Here is a 17,908-nt window from a genome sequence, read left to right as displayed (position 1 = left end):
ATTAAATACATGCAATTATGAAAAGCGTAATCAGAAACACAAAAAAAGGAATCTTGATGGTAACCATGATGGCTGCCTTGGCAAGTTTCGCAAACGTTAAAGAAAAATTAACTTTTAAAGATGATATTAAAAAAACGGCTTTAATACTTAATAATGTAAAAAGCGGTGATTTATTAACTATTAAAGATTACAACGGACTGATTCTTTACAAAGAACAAATCAATACCGCCGGGGTTTACAAAAAAGGATTCGACCTTTCTGCCCTTCCGGATGGCGACTATTTCTTTGAAGTAAACAAATTCCTTGAAATTAAAACGATTCCGTTTACGGTAAAATCGAACAGAACCATTTTTCACAAAGAAAAGGAAAGCTCGGTATTTAAACCTTATATTACGCACAAAGATAATTCTGTACTAATAACCAAGCTTGCTCCAAAATTTGAGCCTTTAAAGGTTAAAATCTATGTCGATTACAATAGTGAGCTCACTTTAATCTTTTCGGAAGTGGTTAAAGACACAAAAAGTATAGAAAAAGCATACAAACTTGAAAAAGATAAAGATTACAAAATAGAAATCAGTTCTGATAACAGGACTTACACGAAATTCATTAATAATTAGTTTAATGTCTTATTTAGTTTAGTTTAGTTGGTAAAGCGGGCTGTGGTGGCTCGCTTTTTCTTTTATAAACTTTCCTGTTTTTTCCCTCATCAACTTTCCTTTTCAGAAAACATTACCTTTTTTAATCTGACTTATCTGGTCGGTTTTTTTGATTTTCTGAATTCCAAAACTGTAATTCTCGATACAAATTTTTCTCATTTCAACAATCGAAAAATCCACTCGAATTGACGGTTTTTTCGAAATACACAAGAGGGCATAGACCTATTTTGAAAACAATCTGCGAGTTACCTTTTTTCCTAAAAAAACAAAACTGAGCAACCATTCAGTCATAAAAAAATAACGCTCAAAGTTTTTATACACTTTTATACTTCACTTCGTAACGATTTTAAAATTCTATATCCTTTAAAATACTAACTATGTCTTCCAGAAGTAAAATACACTTAATTAACCCTTAAATATTCTATATTAATTTAACATAAAGTTGATGTAAAAATAACGGATAAAATAACACATAAATACATCAATTTCAATGTTTTAAACACCACTCTTCTATTGTACCTTTGGAGTGTTGAACGTTAAAACCTCAAATTATGAAAAACGTAATCAAAAACACCAAAAAAGGAATCTTAATGGCAATCATGATGACTGCCTTGTTAAGTTTCGCCAATGAAAAAGCTTCATTTACAAGCATTAAAAATGACGCTGGAAGAACCACGGTTACTTTTGTTGACGCAAAAGCAGGTAACCTTCTGTCTATCAAAGATGGAAATGGCAATGTGCTATATAAAGAATCCATTCAAAAAACGGGCGTATATACTAAAGGATTCGATTTAACATCGCTTCCTGACGGAGAATACCTTTTTGAATTGGATAAAGAAGTAGAAATCTCCACCATGCCGTTTACCGTTAAAGCAAGTGAAGTATCGTTTAAAAAAGAACTTGAAAAAACACTTTTCAAGCCTGTAACTAGAGTAAAAGGCAATTTGGTTTACATTACCAGATTAACCCTTAACAAAGCGCCGATGGATGTTGAAGTATATTCTGAAAGCAATGGAAGCTACGAGCTTATCCATTCTGAAACTTTTAAGGATACCGAAAACATTGAACGCATGTACAGATTAAGTGGGTTGAACAAAGTAGATTATAAAATAGTATTCAAAACTGAAGGTAGAGTATTTACCGAAACTATTAAAGGTTAATTTTACTAACTCAAATTAACTTGAAGAGCGGGCCATTTGGCCCGCTTTTTTTTAGAATAATTTTAGCTGCCCATCCTTAAATTGCTCATGTAAATCAATATTCAGTCTGGGCATACCTTTGCTCTTAAAGTATTTATGTCTGGCCAATTTAACCAAAGTGTTGATTTGCTCAGCTATTTTGCCTTCGCCACGCATGCGTGTGCCATAACGCGAATCGTTTAAACTACCGCCATGGCAACTTTCAATTTGGTGCAGCACCTTATCGGCACGGTCGGGCATGGCTGTTTTTATCCAATCGGTAAAAATTTCGCCAATCGCACCGTTTAACCGAACAATGGTGTGCCCAATAGATACCGCTCCATGGTCGGCAGTAGCTTTTGCCAAAGGCAATATTTCATGACTGTTAATACTCGGAATGATGGGCGCCAACATCACGTTTACCGGAATACCATTATCACTCAATATTTTCACGGTTTCCAATCGCCGTTTAATGGTGGCCGTTCTCGGTTCTAAAATACGCCGGGTATCTTCGCTCAATGAAGTTATCGAAACATTAACGCCAATCAAATTATCTTTCGCCAAGGCTTTTAACAAATCTAAATCGCGTAAAATCAAAGCGTTTTTGGTAATAATACCTACGGGATGTTTGTATTTTAAAAAGATTTCCAGACACTTTCGGGTAATTTCAAACTGCTTTTCAGCCGGTTGGTAGCAATCGGTGTTGCCCGACATCACTATGGGCTGTGCTTTCCAACTTTTCTTTTTTAGTTGATTTTCCAATAATTTGGGCGCCTCTTTTTTCACTAAAATACGCCGCTCAAAATCCAACCCCGCACTGTAGCCCCAATATTCGTGCGAATTTCTGGCATAACAGTAAATACAACCATGTTCACAACCTTGGTAAGCGTTCATAGAATACATCATACCCACATCGGGACTCTCCACTTTATTGACAATGGTTTTCGGGAAGGTTTCCAGATACAGCGTTTTGTTGTTATCGGCCTCCTCGCCTTCCTTTTGGCAGAATTCCAAAAAGTCGTCGCGCATATCATGGCTTAGTTCGAAAAAACGATTGTGCACATTGCGTTGCGCACCACGGCCTTTTATATAAGGTTTGGGGTCCATGTTGTAGTAAAATTAAGGTTTTTTGCCCGTTGTGTAGCTCTTTAAAATTACACAATATCGGCATGCAAAATTGTTAAAAGTGAAATGGGTTATTAACAAATCTGCCATGCACTACCTCCGGAAGAAAGCACCTAAAAAATTTTGATTTTGTGAAAATTTTAATCTAATTTAGTGGTAACCATTTATTTAACACCACAACATCCATACTTTGTTTAAGCGACTAATCAAACTTCTTAAAAAACTACATATTATGAATTCTTACCCACTAAGCACCAACCACTTTTCAATAGAATGGGGCGGCAAACGTATTGGTGCCAGTGAAATTTCGGGCCTCTCCATTAACATGCAACCCATTAGTTACAGCGAAGGAACGTTTAGAGCCAATGCCCCCGTTGTTATGCCCGGAAAACAAAAAACCAATACCATTGTTTTAAAAAGAGGCATTATGCCGGGCGACAACGAATATTATGACTGGCTTAAAACGGTAAAAGGAAACACCGTTGAACGCCGCGATTTAACCATTTCGTTGCTGAATGAAAACCACGAGCCAGTGGTAACTTGGAAACTAAAAAATGCTTTTCCGGTTAAAATGGAATGGACCGACTTAAACGCTAACAGTAACGAACCCGCCATGGAAATGCTAGAGGTTATGCATGAAGGCATGACGGTTGTAAACGGAGCATAAACAACAATATAAAAACACCCTTAAAAAGGGTGTTTTTATGGTTTTTAAAACTTGGTTTAGATGTTTAAACTCAAATCCAAAAGAGCTACAGCTTCTTTTATTTCTTTTGGAGTTCCATACATTATATAAATTTCATTTCTATAGGCTTCGTAAATATTACCGTCTAATTGCGTTCTATTAATCATCCCTCTAATTCTATTTGAAAACCCATATTTGCTCATAGTCGGTATCCTTTTAAGGTCATAATTCAATTTAACAAGATTACCCCTAAAGTCCTTATAGGCTATACTTTTATCTGATTCGTTAACGCCGATAATCACATTCTTATTAACATCTGTTTTAGGCTGATACAGCCCTAAGGCCTTCCCTTGGGTTTCTACATTAGAATCGGAAAGGATAAAAACGGTATTATCTGCTTCCGGAAAACCACTACCAACACTCTCTTTATTGGTGATAGCCCACTCTCCATTCGTTTTCCTATAATACAGATAGCTTGTAGTCCACAAACTTCGGTCATGCCTAAGCGACCAAACACCTGTCATTACATTCATATCCTTGTCGGAACCCGGATGCACACCACTTGGGGCCTTTATGGAAAGGTCTGACTGCACTGCTTTTTCATTCCATAATTTTGTGCCCGCACGATGTTGATTAATACAATGTCCCGGAGGACGAATGAATGAAATTTGGTAATAATGTTTAATGATACCTATAGAAATTCCATGTTGACCAGAAATATCTTCATAAGTTCCATAATAATCAAATTCGCTTTTAACCTCATCCAGTTGTTTGCCTTCTAAGCCTTCTTCTTCAAGCCCATCTTCATCAGAGTTTCCTCCGTCATTTCTATACGGGTCTTCTCCAATATTTTCCCAACGCGTAAAATCATATCGCCCATCGCCATGCCAAAGCGCCATGGGCCGGGGTTCTACAATTAATTTTTTGTTATCTGACGTTTGTGTAATGGCGCATTTTGAACCTAAAGTTTCATAGAAACCTGCTTGAGTTGGATTGTACCGACCGCCATGAGAAGCATCTCTAATCGCCACCTGACCTGCTCTACCATACATATCTGACGCTGGCCCCATAATATCGCCTAAACCAGGAATGATCACCTCGTTTATCACGCCTCCACCATTTGAGGTAATTCCAATTTGAAAACCTGACGAACCAGATTTTAAATGATGCGTTGTAATTCTTGGATCAGATTCAGATATGATATCAAAAGTCTCCGGCGATTCTGGCGTTTCTTCCGGCTCTTCTAACTCTTCTTCTTCCTGCGGTATTTCAACTTCAGGAGCCTCATCGATATCTGTGTTTTTTTGACAATTAAAAAGCAATTGACTTATTAAAAGCAAAATAAAAGTAGTGAGTCTGAATAATTTCATATAGCCATATATTTGTTTTACACTAGTAAAACAAATATCACTTAAAGAAATTTTTTATCTATCCTGTAGTATCTGCAACCCTATTATTGCAACGCATTCAACTACATAAAAAATCAATTAACTACACTAAACAAGCCCGTTGAACGAAACCATTTACCCCGCTACTCGCCCGGAAAATCAGCTTTTCGTTTTTCTAAAAAAGCGGTGGTGCCTTCGTTAAAATCAGGCGTTCCAAAGCTGTTTCCAAATTGCTCGATTTCCACCTCAAAACCATTTACACCATCTTTATAATTGGCATTTACAGCTTTAATGGCCGAAGCAATGGCCACAGAAGAGTTATTTAAAATTTTACCCGCTATTTTTTCGCAAAGCGGCAACAGCTCCTCCTGCGAGGTTACTTGGTTTACCAAACCATATGTTAGCGCCTTATTGGCATCAATCATTCCGGCAGTCATGATCATTTCCATAGCGCGGCCTTTACCAATAAGTTGCGGCAAGCGCTGCGTACCGCCATACCCCGGAATTAGTCCCAAACTCACTTCGGGCAAGCCTAATTTGGCATTATCGCTAGCCACACGAAAGTGGCAGGCCATGGCCAATTCCAAACCGCCACCTAAAGCAAAACCGTTTACCGCAGCTATAACAGGTTTAGACAGGTTTTCAACAAAATCAAACAAAATGGATTGTCCGTTAGCCGCCAATTTTGTCCCCTCGGCGACACTGTAATCAGCAAATTCACTGATGTCGGCTCCCGCCACAAATGCTTTTTCGCCACTACCGGTTACAACAATTACTTTGACGTTTTTGTTGATTTCGGCCGCCTTAAACGCCTCGTGCAATTCCTGGATGGTATCCCGATTTAAAGCGTTAAGCTTTTTAGGTCGGTTTATGGTTATGGTAGCAATACTATTTTTCTCTTCTACTAAAATGTTATTATAACTCATGGTTTTCTATTTTATAAAATTCAAATGAAAATTCGCCGTAATACTAACTGTCACGCCGAGCACAGTCGCAGCGCAAATTCAGTACAGCCAAATTTAGGATGACGACTTCAACGTTTATTTATGCCTTTGGAAAGGTGACCGTAAACGTGGTGCCTTTTCCTTTTTCAGTCTCGAATGAGATACTTCCATTATAGGTTTCCACAATGTTTTTCACCATAGCCAGCCCTAGCCCCATTCCGCTAGATTTAGTGGTAAACTTAGGCTCGAAAACCTTATCTATATTTTCCTCGGAAACCCCCATGCCGTTATCGCTTACGGTAATAACGGCCTGGCTACCTTCCTCAAATACCTTAACTTCTATTTTTCCTGTTTTATGGTCTGGAATGGCCTGAATGGCATTCTTCACCAAATTGGTTACCACACGAATGAGCTGTGACCTATCGAGCTTGGCGATAACCTCATCGGTACTAGCACTGAAAACTATATGGTCTTCATTAAAAATATCTAATGCTAATTTAACAATTTTTACCACGTTAAGCGTTTCGTTTTGCTGTGCCGGCATTTTGGCAAAGTTTGAAAATGCCGAAGCAATAGCGCTCATGGTATCTATTTGCTGAATAAGGGTTTTACTGTATTCATCTACTTTTTGATGGATATTTTCATCTTCGGGATTAAACTTCCGTTGGAAATTTTGCACCGTTAGCCTCATGGGCGTTAACGGGTTTTTAATTTCGTGCGCCACTTGTTTGGCCATTTCGCGCCAAGCCTGTTCGCGCTCACTACGCGCCAGCTGCACAGCACTTTCTTCCAACTCATCAATCATACTATTGTACGAGTTCACCAAAGTGGTAATTTCTTCACTGGTATCGTTCACCTCAATTTTTTCGTTCCTTTTTTCTAACCTAGTGGTATTTATTTTATCGCTAATGGTTTTTAGCGATTTGGTAATGTACTTTGAAAGTAAAAAGGCAATGACAATAGCCATAAGCAATACTAGCGCAAACGCATACCCCAAACGGGTTAAAAACTCTTCGAGTTCTTTATCGAGAAAATCGTCTTTTTCTAAATACGGAATATTTAAAATGGCCAACGGTTTCGATTTTTGATCTAAAATAAAGGTGTAAGACGATTGGAAAATCTCGCCATTTTCCTCATGCTTATCGACGTAACGGTGCCTAGCGACTTCTATTTCGCTATTAAATTCCACCGTGTTGTTTATGGCATTTAAAATATTGGCACTAATACATCTATCGGCAGCACTGGTTTGCAGCCCTGCTTTTGAAGTAATCAGCAATCCACCTTCCAAATCGTAAATGTTAATCTGCAATTTATGAATGTCGGCAATATTATAGATTTCTTCCTTAAAAATAAACGGAATATTTTCTGTTTTTACCTCCCAAGTATTTTGCCTGCCGTTAATAACCCGTTTTATATGCGCCTGTACACTACCTTCTTTCCGCTCCAAGCGGCCTTCGTGGTAATCTTTACTTTGCTCCCTGTATTGATATATGGCCACCGCAGCGATAAGCACCGATGCCAAAATAACCAACAAAATCATGGCCAGGAAAATACGGGTTCGTAAGGAGAGTTTTTTGAGTTTCATTCAGAACAATAAAGCCTAAATATAGCAATAATCGAACCAAACAGCCTAGGGCAATTCACAAAATCTAAAACCCAAATTGCAAAGCTTAAGTATTGGAATTTGCAATTTAGTATTTGAGCTTTGACTCTTACCGTCAAGCCTCTGGATTTTTTTCCCGAATGTTTTTATAGATTTTAAAACCGAGCATAATGAGAACCCCCAAAACAAAGATGCCGATAATACCCCAAACCCAGTTAATGGCACTTTTCAACACTACCAGAAACACCACAGCAAACAGGATGAAGGTTGCTCCTTCGTTCCAGATGCGCATAAAACTGGAAGATTTTTTAACCACATCGTTTTGCAATTGCTTAAAATATTGATGGGTTTTTAAATGGTAAACAATGAGCAGGATTACAAAAGCCAACTTTACGTGCATCCAACCTTGTTGTAACCAATACGGCTGTAAAATGAGCAACCAAATAGCAAAAACAGTCGCCAAAATTGCCGATGGCCAAGTTATGATATACCACAACCGCTTGGCCATTAATTTTAGTTGCTTCCCCAATATTTCCTTATCGGGAGAGGGTTTATGGAAGGCTTCAATTTGATAAACAAATAAACGCGGAATGTAAAACAAGCCGGCAAACCAGGTGATTACAAAAATAAGATGAAAGGATTTAATGTAAGCGTAATATTCCATAACTATTGGTTTATTGCTGAAGCGTTATTTTCAGGTTTTAAGTTCTTGATAATTTCGCGATTTAAAAAGTAACCGGTAACTATAGTCGCCAAAACATCGGAAATGGGAAAAGACACCCACACCCCAAGCTCTCCAAAAAACAAAGGTAATATTAAAATGAGCGGAATAAAGAAAAATCCTTGCCGGCACAAGGTAAGCAATAAGGCTTGTTTGGCCTTTCCTATGGCTTGAAAATAAGCCGCTCCGATAAGCTGCCAAGCAATAATGGGCGTTGCGGCAAACACCCAACGCATAGCTGGCGGTGTTTCTTTAATCACTTCGGCGTCATCGGTAAACAATCTCGTAATGGCTTCAGGGAAAACCATGAGCAAGATAAATATTATGGTGGCCAATCCAGCAGCGTATTTAATGGCCGTATTTATGGTTTGCCTTACCCGGTTGTATTTTAAAGCACCATAATTGAAGCCCGCAATAGGCAAAAACCCCTGGGTGATACCATAAACCGGAAACAACGCAAACATAAGCATGCGCCCTACAATAGCATAGGCCGTTACCGAGGTCTCTCCGCCCAAATTGAACAGAATGTTGTTCATGAACAGATAAGTGATGCTCACCACAGCTTGCCGCGCCAAAGTCACAAAACCCAACGAACTTATTTCCTTTACAATTGGTCGGTCCAACCCAAAATGCGAAAAATTGATTTTTAATTCGGAATGTTTCGACAGAAAGAACCAAAAAATAAATGCAAAGCAGAGCAAATACGAGCCCGTTGTAGCCCACGCAGCACCGTGCATACCCCAACCAAAAACGTTTATAAAAAGGTAATCGAGCAACAAGTTTGACACCGACGGAATCACCATGGCATACATAGCAAATTTGGGTTTGCCTTCCGCACGAATTACGGTGTTCCCCATCATGCTTAACGCCAAAAACGGTACGCCGTAAAGCACTATGGTGTAATAGATTTTTGCAGGTTCTAAAATAGCTCCTTTACCGCCAAAAGCCGGAATAATGCCCTCTACAAACCATAACCCTACAATAACCATCGTTACGGTTAACAACAAAGTGAGCGTTATTTGGTTTCCGAAGGTTTTAAGTGCTTTCCCTTTATTTTCAGCACCCAGTGCCCGAGATATTATGGACGACCCGCCCACACCTATACTCATCCCCAAGGCCGCAATAAAAAACGACACCGGGAGGACGACGTTAATCGCAGCAATGGCCACAGCACCAATCCAATTACCAACAAAAATAGTATCGACCAAGATATTAAGCGACATCACTAAAATACCGATAGACGCCGGAACCGCTTGTTTTATAAGCAATTTGCCAATGGGCTCTGTTCCTAGATCTTGCGACGAAATTTTTGCCATTAACCCACCTCAATATCGGTTGTAGCCCATTCGTTAATCCACTTAGAGAGTAAATCTACAAATGCTTTATCGTCATTTAAACAGGGTACGGTGGTGTATTCCTTTCCGCCAACTTCATGGAAAATTTCCTGGCCTTCCATGGCAATCTCTTCCAAGGTTTCCAAACAATCACTCACAAATGCCGGAGTTACAATGGCCATATTTTTCACGCCTTGTTTTCCCAATCGCTCGATGGTTCGGTCGGTATAAGGCAGCAACCAGGGGTCGAAACCTAAACGCGACTGGAATGAGGTGGAGTACGTCCCTTCCTCCAACTGAAGCCTTTCGGCCACCAAACGTGTCACTTCCAAACACTGATGGCGATAACAAAATTCGTGCGCCTTGCTTGGTGTTACGCAGCAACTGCCATCCATTTTACAGTGCGACTTGGTCACATCACTTTTTCGGATGTGCCGCTCTGGAACACCATGGTATGAAAACAATAAATGCTCATACTTTTTGCCTTCCAAATGCCGTTTTATGGAATCTGAAAGCACTTCAATATAATCGGGCTTATTGTAGAATGCCCGTACCGACTCTATTTTTAGCTGTGGGAAATGTGCTTTACGGAGTTCTTCAGTGAGCACCAAAATGGTTTCGGTAGTCGCCATAGCAAACTGCGGATACAAAGGAAACAACAAAACTTCTTCCACGCCTTTATCGACCAATTCCTGAAGGCCTTTTTTTATGGTCATGCTACCATAGCGCATGGCCAAAGCCACAGGTACCTCTACCTGTTTTTGTATTTTATTTTGGAGCCTTTCGGAAATCACGATGAGCGGCGACCCTTCTGGCCACCAAATTTTTTGATATGCTGCCGCCGATTGTTTCGGGCGGGTTTTTAAAATAATACCTTTAACCAAGGCCGTGCGCGCCACGAGCGGAATATCAATTACCCGTTCGTCCATTAAAAATTCGCCCAAATATTTTTTAACGTCTTTGGGCGTAGGGCTATCGGGCGAACCCAAATTGACCAGTAAAATACCTTTTTTCATTTAACCTCTCTTTTTTTTTGATTGCATGCCTTTTACCGCAAACCCCTGATCCCATCTTTCCTAATTCAAGTTGACGGACTATTTATAAGTTATTGCAGACACGCCTATTTTATTTTTTTCTTTTCAAGCAATAAAAAATACCACCCAACAAATGCTGTTTAAACTCCGGATTGGAATATATCTCAATGGTATGGCCCAATCCTGTGTAAAACATGCGTCCTCCATCATATTCCCGATACCAAGCAATGGGATGATAATCGCCATGCTTACCGCCTGCGTAACTCGACTCATCTACCGTTAACAGCACTTTTAAATCGGGACTCATATCTCTGTAATTGTACCACTCGTCATAAAGCACCCACGGACTTTTTAAGTGTTGTGTAGACCGATGTGTACCATCCTGAACATGAACGTGCGCTTCACAATGCTTGGGGTGGTCTAGAAAATAAGCCCCAACCAGCTTACCATACCAGGGCCAATGGTATTCGGTATTGGTAGCAGAATGCACTCCCATAAAACTTCCGCCGTTATTAATATAGGTTTTGAAAGCCTGTTCTTGAGCGCCGCTAAACACATTACCCGTAGTACTCAAAAAAATAATGGCATCGAAATCTTTTAAACCTTCAGTTGAAAATATATTTGAATCTTCGGTATGCGTCACTTTAAAATGATTTTCCTTACCTAATTTTTGAATAGCACTTACTCCCGTTTCAATGGATTTATGCCTAAAACCTTCTGTTTTTGTAAACACCAAAACCTGTTCTTGGACTTTACAGGATGCACACAACAGAAGTAAATATATAATGATTAAAAGATGTTTCATTTTTGGCTGGTTTTGCTTTCCTGAATTTGTTGATGGTACAATTTTGGCCGCTCTTCATTATAATCGCAATCTTGAAATATACCACAAGACACATTGGTACGCGCCAACGACTTGGTATTTTGGTCGCCATATTGCTTGGATAGAGCTTCTATTTCTGGACTTAAATATTTCATAAGCATAAAATGTTCTAATTTAAAGACATGATATATTTTTTTGGAGTGGTGCCGTATTTCTTTTTAAAGGCTGAAATAAAATGGCTGGATGTACTGTAACCCACCTTATGCCCTACTTCATTCACATTGTTTTCGCCAGACTCCAAAAGTTTTCGTGCCACTTCCATTTTATAGTCGAATAAAAAACTAAAAACTGAATCGCCATAAATTTGCTTAAAGCCTTCCTTGAGTTTTTTAAGGCTGAGACCTATTTCATCGGCCAACTCCTGCAAAGTTGGCGGCTCGGCCATGCGCGAAACAATAATATCTTTGGCCTTTCTTATTTTTATAACGTTGGTTTCGTCTACCAAAAACGGACACTGCTCCACATCGGCATCTTCACTTCTATTAAAATACAAGCTTAGCAACTCGTAGGCCTTGCCCTTAAAATACAACGGTTTTATGGATGCATTAAGGTTATAGTTTATAATCTGATTGAGTACAATAGCCATAGAGGGCGAAATAACTCCGTCTTTATAATATTTTTTGTGACGGTTGTCTTCACTTAAAAAAGTGATACAATCAGCCTCTTGCGAAAACAACCCATGGAATTTTTTAATAGAAATCAAAATGGAAACCATCCATGAATGCGGATTAATCTCTAAATCGATAGGTAAATCGCGCTGCGGATTGTACAGCAGCAACGAATTTTCTTCGAGAATATTCAATCGGTAACGCCCTTCATTGAAAACGAACTGTCCAGAACCCTTCACACAAAAATGAAATTGTATATAATCGCTATCTACTTCTTTTGCAGGGTTTTGCACTTCACTCGCCTCGTTCTTAAACCCCAAAACCATAAAGCCATCTTCTATCTTCGTTTCTTCAAAGGAACTTTTGGCGATACTTTTTCCTGGTTTGATTTCTTTATTCATAGTTGTTTTATTTAGACTGATTCTAAACTAAATACTTAAAACCTGCCTAATACACTACAAAAATATGATATTTATCAGGTTTTACGAAAAAACACCCCGAAAAAACCACAAACGACATTAAAAGTTCTTTTAGCGTTATTTTTTTCAAATTCGACATCCTATTTTTGCTCCACATTTCAGGTGTTAGCATGCAGAAGTACAATATTTCACGTAGTCATTACTTTTACGCCATCGGCTTAAGTTACAAAAAGGCCGACGCCGATATTCGTGGGCGTTTCAGTTTAGATGACGACTCCAAACAAGCCCTTCTTGCTCAAGCAAAAGAAAACAACATTGAAAGCTTGGTGGTTACTTCTACCTGTAACCGTACAGAAATTTATGGTTTCGCACAGCATCCTTTTCAACTTATACAATTGCTTTGCAACAACACCAACGGTACGGTTGACGAATTCCAGAAAGTAGCGTACGTTTACAAAAACAAAGAGGCCATTGCCCACATGTTTCGTGTAGGTTCTGGGTTGGACAGCCAAATTTTGGGTGATTTTGAAATCATAAGTCAATTAAAAACCAGTGCCAAGTTATCGCGTAAACACGGTTTACTGAATCACTTTACCGAACGCTTGGTAAACGCCGTAATACAAGCCAGCAAACGCATTAAAACCGAAACCGATATTTCTTCCGGCGCCACGTCGGTATCATTTGCATCGGTGCAATATATTTTAAACTCGGTTGAAGATGTTGCCAATAAAAACATTTTACTTTTCGGAACGGGAAAAATTGGGCGAAACACTTGCGAAAATTTGGTAAAACACACCAAAAACGAGCATATCACATTAATTAACCGCACCAAGGATAAAGCGGAAAGAATTGGCGGAAAGTTCAATTTAGTGGTTAAGGATTATGCCAATTTGCAGGAAGAAATCAACCAATCGGACATCTTGATTGTCGCTACTGGTGCACAGCGCCCAACTATCGACAAGCATTTAATTCAGTCTAAAAAACCATTATTGATTTTAGATTTGTCCATCCCTAAAAATGTGGACAGTAACGTTAAGGAATTGGACAACGTACAGTTGATACATTTGGATTATCTTTCTAAAATTACCGATGAAACTTTAGAAGCCAGAAAACAACATATCCCTTCGGCAGAAGCCATTATTGAAGAAGTAAAAGCCGAGTTTAACAGTTGGTTGGAAACCCGCAAATTCGCCCCAACCATTAAAGCCTTAAAACATAAGCTCTCTGATTTTGCAGCTGCAGAATTAGATACCCAACGCCGAAAAAATGCCGATTTCAACGAAGCTCAAGCGGCGTTAATCAGCAATAACATCATTCAAAAAATAACCAACCACTTTGCACATCATCTAAAAGATGACAATATTTCGACGGACGACAGCCTCGAACTTATTAAAAAAGTGTTTCAGTTAGAAGAATCTCCAAAAGCGAATGTCTAAAACCATTAGAATTGGCACGCGCGATAGTGAATTAGCACTATGGCAGGCCAAAACCGTACAAAAGCAACTTGAGCATTTAGGATACAAAACCGAACTGGTTCCGGTAAAATCGACGGGCGACATTGTTCTCGATAAGCCCCTTTACGAAATGGGTATTACGGGTATTTTTACCCGCACCCTTGATATTGCCATGCTTAACCACGACATTGATATTGCCGTGCACTCTTTAAAAGACGTACCTACTTTGCTCCCAAAAGGTATAGTACAAGTGGCTGTTTTAAAACGCGGCAACGTAAACGACACCTTGGTTTTTAAGCACAACGAAGAGTTTTTGGGCGCCAAAGAAGCCGTAGTGGCCACAGGCAGTTTACGCCGCAGGGCACAATGGCTTAACCGCTTCCCAACGCATACCATTGTCGATTTGCGGGGCAACGTTAATTCACGCCTTCAAAAGTTAAAGGATAATGAATGGAACGGTGCTATTTTTGCCGCTGCCGGAATTGGTCGCATTGGCATTCGTCCAGAAGAATCAATTAACCTAGATTGGATGATTCCCGCTCCTGCACAAGGCGCTATCATGATAACTGCTTTAGACGAGGATGAATTTGTAAAGAACGCCTGCGCCGAACTCAACCACGAGGAAACCGAAATTTGCACCACCATAGAACGCCAGTTTTTAAATAAACTGGAAGGTGGCTGCACCGCGCCTATTGGTGCATTAGCCTATATTAAAGATGAAGAAGTGCACTTTAAAGGCGTCTTGCTCAGTGAAGATGGCTCGAAACGTATAGATGTTACTCGCGTTGAAAAACTGGGCAAGCATGAAAACATGGCGCAATTCTGTGCCGATTTTGTGATTGAACGTGGCGGAAAACGTTTAATGGACAACATTAAAAATGCCACAAAACAAACCAACGTTGTTTCTACCAAATCACTTACCGAAGACCAACGTTTATTGTTCAATGAAAAAGTAGTTGCCGAAAGCACCGATTTTATAAAGATTAGCTTAAACCGCATCCACCCACGTTTCTTAAAAAACGAGATTCAAAACGTAATTATTACCAGTAAAAATGCGGTGGAAGCGTTGACGACCAATTTTTCAGCCACCGAATTGCAATTCAAAAACATCTATTGCGTGGGCCGAAGAACCAAACGCCTCATCGAAAAGAAAATTGGCAAAGTGACCCACGTTGAAAAAAACGCTGAAAATTTAGCCAAGTACCTTATTGAGTTTATTGAAGGCACCGAAGTCACCTATTTTTGTAGTGATTTAAGGCTCGACACACTTCCTTCAATTTTAGAGGAAAACCACATAAAGGTGAATGAAATTGAGGCCTACCAAACCAAGTACGACGGTCAAAAAGTAGATGATTCTGTTGAAGGCGTCATGTTTTACAGCCCATCAACGGTAGAAAGTTTTGTTGAAAAAAACAACAAAGAGGTCATAGCTTTTTGCATTGGAGACACCACAGCAAAAGAGGCCAAAAAACATTTTAACGACGTTAGAGTATCCAAAGTACCTACCGTAGAAAGTGTTATTGAGTTGGTAAACCTACACTTCGTGTAGCAGCTATTAGCCATTGGCTGTTTGCCACTAGTGCCACTGCCATGAAAGAAAGGACTAAAGAAAACTAAATATTTAAAGGCATAAGTAAATGCGAGATTTTAGAAAACTTGATATTTGGAAAAACGGAATCGAACTCGTAAAGGAAGTATATAAACTATCTGACCATTTGCCTTCTGAGGAAAAATTTGGTTTAAGAAGTCAAATCACAAGAGCATCAATCTCTATCCCTTCAAACATTGCAGAAGGATGTAGCAGGAATAGTGAAACTGAATTCAAAAGATTTTTAGAAATAGCAATGGGCTCATTATTTGAAGTTGAAACTCAATTAATTATTGCACAAGAATTAAATTTTTTAGAAGAAAAAGAGCTTGAATCCATTTTTGCTTTCATCAAGAAAGAAGCAAAAATGATAAACAGTCTAATAAACAAAATAAAAAATAGCTAATGCTTTTTAGCTAACAGCTAAGAGCCAAAAGACAAAAGCTAAATATGAAGAACGATTTATTTTTACGCGCATTAAAAGGAGAAACCGTAAACCGTCCGCCGGTATGGATGATGCGCCAAGCTGGGCGTTATTTACCAGAATTCATGGCCATACGTGAGAAATACGACTTTTTCACCCGTTGCCGCACACCAGAATTGGCGAGTGAAATCACGGTGCAGCCCATCCGCCGTTACGGCATGGATGCCGCCATCCTTTTTAGCGATATTTTGGTAATCCCACAGGCGATGAATATTGAGGTACAAATGAAACCTAATTTTGGCCCGTATTTACCCAACCCCGTACGTACATCAAAAGATGTTGAAAATGTAGTGGTGCCCGATGTGAAAATTGAATTGGATTATGTTTATCAAGCCATAAAAGCCACCAAGGAATTGTTAAATGACGATATTCCGCTCATCGGTTTTGCTGGTTCACCATGGACCATTTTGTGCTACTGCGTGCAAGGACAAGGCAGCAAAACTTTTGATAAAGCCAAAGAATTTTGCTTTACCAATCCAGTGGCAGCGCATAAACTGCTTCAAAAAATAACCGATACTACTATTGCCTATTTAAAGGAGAAAGTAAAAGCAGGATGTAACGCCGTGCAAGTATTCGACTCTTGGGGGGGTATGTTATCGCCAACCGATTATCAAGAATTCTCTTGGCAGTACATCAACCAAATTATTGAAGCCTTAAAGGACGATGCTCCCGTTATCGCCTTTGGCAAAGGCTGCTGGTTCGCACTCCATGACATGGCACAAAGTAATGCTTCCGCATTAGGTGTCGATTGGACCTGCTCGGCAAGAAATGCCCGTTACCTAACTGGCGGAAACATAACACTGCAGGGTAATTTCGACCCCTCCCGATTATTGTCTCCTCCTTCCGAAATCAAGAAAATGGTACACCAAATGATTAACGAATTTGGAAAAGACAAATACGTTGTAAATTTAGGACACGGCATTTTACCAAATATTCCTTTGGAGAATGCTAAGGCGTTTGTCGATGCGGTGAAAGAGTACGAAAGCCCCTCTTAATCTCCCCAAAGGGAAGAAACTCTTGCTGAAAACTATATCTTAGCAATGATGTAAATAGTTGTTATGATCAAAAACATAATTTCGGGCATTACGGCGTATTTCGGGGCTTTTACTTTAATATCGAAGCTCAAACTTTGGAAATATTTTGCCATACCTATGGCTATTAGCGCCATTACCGCAATTATCATTATTGGTTCGGCCTACGGGCTTTCAGACAACATAGGCAACTTTATATCTAAAATCTGGGTTTGGGACTGGGGCAAGGACACCTTTTCAACCATCAGCAACTTTATTGGCGGTTTAATCATTTTAGTTATTGGCCTCATCCTTTTTAAACATATTATTATGGCCCTTTCGGCGCCTTTTATGAGTCCCGTTTCCGAAAAAATCGAAGCCCATTTTAACGGCAGCTCAACCCATGCCCACAGAAATACCTCGTTTGGCCAACAATTGTGGCGCGGTATTAAAATAAATGGCAGGAATTTAACTTTGGAACTGCTCATAACCCTTCCTATTTTATTGTTAAAATTTATTCCCGTCGTTAATATTTTTTCAACAGCGCTGTTATTTTTGGTACAGGCCTATTATGCTGGTTTCGGTAACCTGGACTATACGTTAGAGCGACATTTTACTTATCGCGAGAGCATTCAATTTGTTCGGAAAAATCGAGGATTGGCCATTGGCAACGGTATTATTTTCATATTGTTTTTATTAGTTCCCGTAATTGGTGTAATTTTAGTACTCCCGTTATCGGTTACAGCAGCATCAAGCGAAACAGTTAAAATTTTACAATCAAAAAAACACTAAAG

At 39.4% G+C, this 17,908-nt stretch carries 18 protein-coding genes; 8 read left to right on the top strand and 10 right to left on the bottom strand.

Annotation, left to right across the window (positions count from 1 at the left end):
* Positions 1-17 precede the first annotated feature (17 nt).
* Positions 18-617 carry a hypothetical protein gene (locus HC176_RS01305; protein WP_167916375.1) on the top strand — a complete coding sequence of 200 codons (600 nt, stop codon included), beginning with the start codon at positions 18-20 and terminating at the stop codon, positions 615-617.
* Between the two features lie 590 nt (positions 618-1,207).
* Positions 1,208-1,816, top strand: a complete 609-nt coding sequence (locus tag HC176_RS01300; RefSeq protein ID WP_167916374.1) for a hypothetical protein — start codon at positions 1,208-1,210, stop codon at positions 1,814-1,816.
* 51 nt (positions 1,817-1,867) lie between these two features.
* Here the strand turns inward: HC176_RS01300 and HC176_RS01295 are convergent, their stop codons facing one another.
* Positions 1,868-2,941, bottom strand: coding sequence for a PA0069 family radical SAM protein (locus tag HC176_RS01295; RefSeq protein ID WP_167916373.1), 1,074 nt, complete (start codon positions 2,939-2,941; stop codon positions 1,868-1,870).
* A 250-nt stretch (positions 2,942-3,191) separates the two neighbouring features.
* On the opposite strand from HC176_RS01295, the gene HC176_RS01290 reads away from it, so the two are divergent.
* A complete protein-coding gene (locus HC176_RS01290; RefSeq protein ID WP_167916372.1) occupies positions 3,192-3,626 on the top strand; it encodes a phage tail protein in 435 nt (144 codons plus the stop codon).
* Between the two features lie 56 nt (positions 3,627-3,682).
* Here HC176_RS01290 and HC176_RS01285 read toward each other — a convergent pair whose 3' ends face one another.
* The 9 genes from HC176_RS01285 to HC176_RS01245 form a co-directional block, all read right to left on the bottom strand.
* Positions 3,683-5,014 carry a hypothetical protein gene (locus HC176_RS01285; protein WP_167916371.1) on the bottom strand — a complete coding sequence of 444 codons (1,332 nt, stop codon included), beginning with the start codon at positions 5,012-5,014 and terminating at the stop codon, positions 3,683-3,685.
* 161 nt (positions 5,015-5,175) lie between these two features.
* Positions 5,176-5,958, bottom strand: a complete 783-nt coding sequence (locus tag HC176_RS01280; RefSeq protein ID WP_167916370.1) for an enoyl-CoA hydratase/isomerase family protein — start codon at positions 5,956-5,958, stop codon at positions 5,176-5,178.
* A gap of 118 nt (positions 5,959-6,076) precedes the next feature.
* Positions 6,077-7,561, bottom strand: coding sequence for a sensor histidine kinase (locus tag HC176_RS01275; RefSeq protein ID WP_167916369.1), 1,485 nt, complete (start codon positions 7,559-7,561; stop codon positions 6,077-6,079).
* Between the two features lie 133 nt (positions 7,562-7,694).
* Positions 7,695-8,243: a CopD family protein gene (locus HC176_RS01270; RefSeq protein ID WP_167916368.1), complete on the bottom strand. Its 549-nt coding sequence runs from the start codon at positions 8,241-8,243 to the stop codon at positions 7,695-7,697.
* Positions 8,244-8,245: 2 nt separating this feature from the next.
* On the bottom strand, positions 8,246-9,616 hold the full coding sequence (locus tag HC176_RS01265; protein ID WP_167916367.1) for an MATE family efflux transporter: 1,371 nt from the start codon (positions 9,614-9,616) through the stop codon (positions 8,246-8,248).
* Complete coding sequence (gene hemH / locus HC176_RS01260) at positions 9,616-10,650, bottom strand: ferrochelatase (protein WP_167916366.1); 1,035 nt, start codon at positions 10,648-10,650, stop codon at positions 9,616-9,618. The genes HC176_RS01265 and hemH overlap by 1 nt, the downstream gene beginning before the upstream one ends.
* Positions 10,651-10,759: 109 nt before the next feature.
* Positions 10,760-11,473, bottom strand: a complete 714-nt coding sequence (locus tag HC176_RS01255; protein WP_167916365.1) for a ThuA domain-containing protein — start codon at positions 11,471-11,473, stop codon at positions 10,760-10,762.
* On the bottom strand, positions 11,470-11,646 hold the full coding sequence (locus tag HC176_RS01250; protein WP_167916364.1) for a hypothetical protein: 177 nt from the start codon (positions 11,644-11,646) through the stop codon (positions 11,470-11,472). Before HC176_RS01250 ends, HC176_RS01255 begins: the two co-directional genes overlap by 4 nt.
* Before the next feature lie 14 nt (positions 11,647-11,660).
* The gene (locus HC176_RS01245; protein ID WP_167916363.1) at positions 11,661-12,560 is read right to left on the bottom strand and encodes an AraC family transcriptional regulator; all 900 of its coding nucleotides are present in this window, start codon (positions 12,558-12,560) and stop codon (positions 11,661-11,663) included.
* Positions 12,561-12,748: 188 nt separating this feature from the next.
* Between HC176_RS01245 and hemA the strand changes: the two genes are divergently transcribed.
* From hemA to HC176_RS01220, 5 genes are all read left to right on the top strand, one after another.
* Positions 12,749-14,014, top strand: coding sequence for a glutamyl-tRNA reductase (gene hemA, locus HC176_RS01240; RefSeq protein ID WP_167916421.1), 1,266 nt, complete (start codon positions 12,749-12,751; stop codon positions 14,012-14,014).
* The gene (gene hemC, locus HC176_RS01235) at positions 14,007-15,581 is read left to right on the top strand and encodes a hydroxymethylbilane synthase (RefSeq protein WP_167916362.1); all 1,575 of its coding nucleotides are present in this window, start codon (positions 14,007-14,009) and stop codon (positions 15,579-15,581) included. Before hemA ends, hemC begins: the two co-directional genes overlap by 8 nt.
* Before the next feature lie 88 nt (positions 15,582-15,669).
* Complete coding sequence (locus HC176_RS01230) at positions 15,670-16,026, top strand: four helix bundle protein (protein ID WP_167916361.1); 357 nt, start codon at positions 15,670-15,672, stop codon at positions 16,024-16,026.
* A gap of 44 nt (positions 16,027-16,070) precedes the next feature.
* Positions 16,071-17,099 carry a uroporphyrinogen decarboxylase gene (gene hemE, locus HC176_RS01225; RefSeq protein WP_167916360.1) on the top strand — a complete coding sequence of 343 codons (1,029 nt, stop codon included), beginning with the start codon at positions 16,071-16,073 and terminating at the stop codon, positions 17,097-17,099.
* Positions 17,100-17,162: 63 nt separating this feature from the next.
* A complete protein-coding gene (locus tag HC176_RS01220) occupies positions 17,163-17,906 on the top strand; it encodes an EI24 domain-containing protein (protein WP_167916359.1) in 744 nt (247 codons plus the stop codon).
* Positions 17,907-17,908: the final 2 nt, after the last annotated feature.

Source organism: Tamlana crocina, from assembly GCF_012037625.1.
This window is presented reverse-complemented; position numbering and strand designations above follow the sequence as displayed.